This is a genomic window from Paenibacillus alba (genome assembly GCF_013204855.1).
GTDB lineage: Bacteria > Bacillota > Bacilli > Paenibacillales > NBRC-103111 > Paenibacillus_E > Paenibacillus_E alba.
Genome location: NZ_JABMKZ010000081.1, coordinates 1 through 3,619 on the forward strand (window position 1 = coordinate 1; position 3,619 = coordinate 3,619).

Below are 3,619 nucleotides of genomic sequence, written 5' to 3' on the forward strand. Positions count from 1 at the left end.
GATAAACTTTTTTTCATAACCTTTATTTCTCCTCCTTGAAAATCTTTGGGTTTATTTTTTTGTCTTTTTGTTACGATATTTGAGCTCGATTTACTCATTTTTGGTTCACCCCCTTTCCAGAGTTTGAGCATAATATAACTAAGTTCATTTGTGATTCAGATGATCACATTAGAAACTAGTAAATCAATCTAAAAAAAGCTAGAAAAGTGACACCAATGAATATTATACATTGATCGAATTGCGTCGTAAAGATTTTTTTTATAAAAGCAACAATAATTCATAATAAAACAGTAACTCTGTATTATTTCCATGTCTTCAAAGTATTAAACGCAGCACAAACAAAAAAGTTGCGATTAAAAGAAAAAACTTTTTTCGTTTATGCGACGTTTATATAGTTGGCAGAGCACACAAACAAAAAAGCCCCTTACTTATATAAGTAGGAGGGCCAGATGTTCAGCTGTGTAGTTAAACCACAATTAATTCAATTTGCTTTGCAGCTATTTCTTCAAGGAACGTATGCGGGGCTTCACTATCTGTAATCAAAACATCGATTTGTTCAGTGCTGGCGTATGAGGCGATAGAGATCTTTCCTATTTTATCATGATCAAGTAGCGCAACTACCCGCGAAGCCGCCTTGACCATTTCTTTTTTCAGCTCGATTTCATAAACGTTAAAATCCGTTAAACCGTCTTCAATAGTAAAGCCGCTTGCAGAGGTGAACAAAATATCGGCATGGATTCGCCTTAGCAAATCAATCCCAAATCTGCCTTCCAATGCTGTTGAACCAACTCTAAGCGCACCCCCTATAAGGATAACCGTGATGTTCGGATTTTCTTTCATCTCCATCGCAGCGTGTATACCGTTGGTTACAACGGTTAAACGAGATTTTTCTTGTACTAATATACGTGCTAGTTCTAATGCAATGGGACTTGCATCAAGGAAAATACATTGACCGTTCATAATTAACTGAGCAGCTCTTTGACTAATTTTTATTTTCTCAACTTGATTAATCGTATCGCCCATCGTCGAAGAACAATGCTGATCATTTGTTTTTTCTTTGGTCATTGCGCCGCCATGTGTGCGTATAAGAAGGCCCTCTTTTTCCATCTGCATTAAATCAGTGCGCAAAGTGGCTTCAGAGACGTTTAAGTGTTTGTTTAATTCCTTGATGGTTGTACGTTGATGTTGATGGAGAATGTTCATAATCACGTTCTTGCGTTCATTTGCAAAAAACTTTGCCACAAAATCACCTACAATACTAGAGTAAACAACGTTTAATGCGCGTTCAAAAATCGTTTTTTATTTTAGCACACTTAATTGGTACAAGGCTATTTCTTTGAAAACCGTACAAAAACGATAAAAACGACATCATTCGACATGTAAATTGTTGAAACGATAAAATTCTTATTGAAAAATATCATATAAAAGGGATTTTCTTCCTTGTAAACCCTTTAATATTGCGAATGTATAGCTTAGCATTGACAATTCGCAAATAGAAAATACAATAAAAGAGAATTTTAAATAAAATTGTTGTTGTTTTCTTTCGAAACAATAAGTGGGAATTTGATTATGGGGGTGAGTTTCCGTAATTTCATTGAAAATTATAATTCGTGTAGTAAATGATGTTTCTTTGTTGATTAAAATCACCGCAATACGTCAAAACTAGCGATTAATAGATTAATAGTTTTAGTAGACAACAAAGTTTCGAAGAAAGGATAGAGATATATGATACTAATGGAAGCGATATCACAATTTGAAAAGTACCAAATTTCGATTGATAGAAGCGATAAGACTGTAGAAGCATATAGAAATGATTTGCTTTTCTTCGTCAAGTATTTAGTTGATACATATAATTGCACGCCTTATTTAACAGATGTGACGGCAGAAGATATTGAAAACTATTTTTACCACCTTAAGATGGAAAGAGGCTATTCACCGGCTAGCTTGAAACGAAAGTTGGCTGTGTTTCGAACCTTCTATAACTTTTGCAATAAAAAGAAATACTGCATTAATAATGCGGCCGTACACGTGGAAACGATTAAACAGGAGCACAGGGAGAAGGGGTTTTTAACATCAGGAGAGGTGCTGCAGCTTGTTGAAGCCATTGAACATAGTTTAATGAAAAAGATCATACTTACCTTGTATTACACGGGGTTGCGGATATCCGAGTGCATTAATTTGACGCTTGAGGAAATCGATTTTGAACGCAACACGATTAAAATCTTTGGTAAAGGGAAGAAGGAACGAATCGTACCTTTGAATATGAAATTAAAAGAGATACTGATTCATTATTTGGAACACGAACGACCCTACTCTAAAACGAATAATTTGTTCTGTACAGCTGCATCAGGAGCAGTTTCGGACTCTTATGTGAATAAATTTGTTAAAAAGGCAGTAGATCGGCTTGGCTGGAAAAAAGAAGTGACTTGCCATACATTTCGACATTCATTTGCAAGTAATCTTGTGAAAAAAAATGTCAATGTGGTTCAAATTCAAAAGCTGCTTGGACATACGTCATTATCGACTACAACCGTTTATACGCATACAAGATTAGAGGATCTAACAGCTGCAGTTAACCAACTATAATATATTAATTTTTAGAAGGAGGCACTATGACTCAAGCCTTGGCAAATATGGGGAATTTGGATGAGAAAGTACAAGCTGTTCTAGTCGGATTGTCATCAGGGAAGAGTAGAGAGCAGCTGGCGATAGAACTGAAATACAAGGACTCTAAAGGTATAGACAATTACATGAAACGGAAAAGTTATGAGTGGGACAATACGAGAAAGAACTACTTTCCGGTTAAAGAGAAGAAATCTTCTGCAAATATCGTACAAAGTCCTGAAGGCAGAGTTGCTACCATCCTTTCGCTATATAAAAGAGGCGTAGATGCCAAAGAAATTGCTCTTCAACTAAAGTTTCAAGATCATAGAGAAATGGCGCTTTATTTAAGAAGCAAGGGCTATGTTTGGGATGAGGGGCAATCAACTTATGTTTTTAAAGGTGAATCCAACCCTAACCCAGGTGAAACAGAACGTGTTGTGAACGATAAAAAATCATTAAACACTGAAAAAATAGAGGTCGGAGAAACGAAAAGTAGAACAGGAGTTGGACAATCCATGTTAAATTATGATGAAAACTCACTGAAGCTGATTAGTTTTCTAGAAAGTAACAAAGAAGCACTCATGGAAATTATCAAAAACCAATCTAATTCGGTTCAAATTCCAAGATATTTAATACCTGGCGTCTGTATTACAAAGTCGGTACATATGAATTACGGGCTAGACCAAATGACACGTGAGTTCAGTATGGAGAAAAACGTGTCTCAAAAAGATATTTTTGAGGTTGCGCTTATTGATTTTTTCAAAAAATACGGATATCAAAAAGAAATTAGTGTCTTATTGGGCCATTAATTTTTTTTTGGACGAAACCTAATGAAAAACCAACTTTAAAATTCTAAGTGTCTTAATTGCTTTGTTAATAAAACTTGAGCTATGCTTACTTGAAACAATGGTCAAAAAATAAAGTAGTAAAACTATATATGCGGTCTAGCCTTTGAAGAATTGACTAGTTTCCATAATTAAATATTGACTATAAAGGTTATGAAAAAAAGTTTATC

Annotated in this window: 3 protein-coding genes; 2 read left to right on the plus strand and 1 reads right to left on the minus strand. The window is 34.9% G+C overall.

What is annotated here, in order from left to right; translation table 11 throughout:
* Window positions 1-465 precede the first annotated feature (465 nt).
* Window positions 466-1,242: a DeoR/GlpR family DNA-binding transcription regulator gene (locus HQN90_RS37875; protein ID WP_338042447.1), complete on the minus strand. Its 777-nt coding sequence runs from the start codon at window positions 1,240-1,242 to the stop codon at window positions 466-468.
* A 483-nt stretch (window positions 1,243-1,725) separates the two neighbouring features.
* On the opposite strand from HQN90_RS37875, the gene HQN90_RS37880 reads away from it, so the two are divergent.
* Together HQN90_RS37880 and HQN90_RS37885 are read left to right on the plus strand one after the other, a co-directional pair.
* Window positions 1,726-2,586: a tyrosine-type recombinase/integrase gene (locus HQN90_RS37880; RefSeq protein ID WP_173227974.1), complete on the plus strand. Its 861-nt coding sequence runs from the start codon at window positions 1,726-1,728 to the stop codon at window positions 2,584-2,586.
* Window positions 2,587-2,612: 26 nt separating this feature from the next.
* Window positions 2,613-3,413 (plus strand): hypothetical protein, encoded by an 801-nt coding sequence (locus HQN90_RS37885; RefSeq protein WP_173227975.1) that lies wholly within the window; start codon window positions 2,613-2,615, stop codon window positions 3,411-3,413.
* The last annotated feature ends 206 nt before the right edge of the window (window positions 3,414-3,619 follow it).

Excerpts from the sequence above, each read along its gene's own strand:
- HQN90_RS37880 (WP_173227974.1), top strand. The coding sequence starts at position 1,726 with ATGATACTAATGGAAGCGATATCACAATTTGAAAAGTACCAAATTTCG.
- HQN90_RS37885 (WP_173227975.1), top strand. The coding sequence starts at position 2,613 with ATGACTCAAGCCTTGGCAAATATGGGGAATTTGGATGAGAAAGTACAA.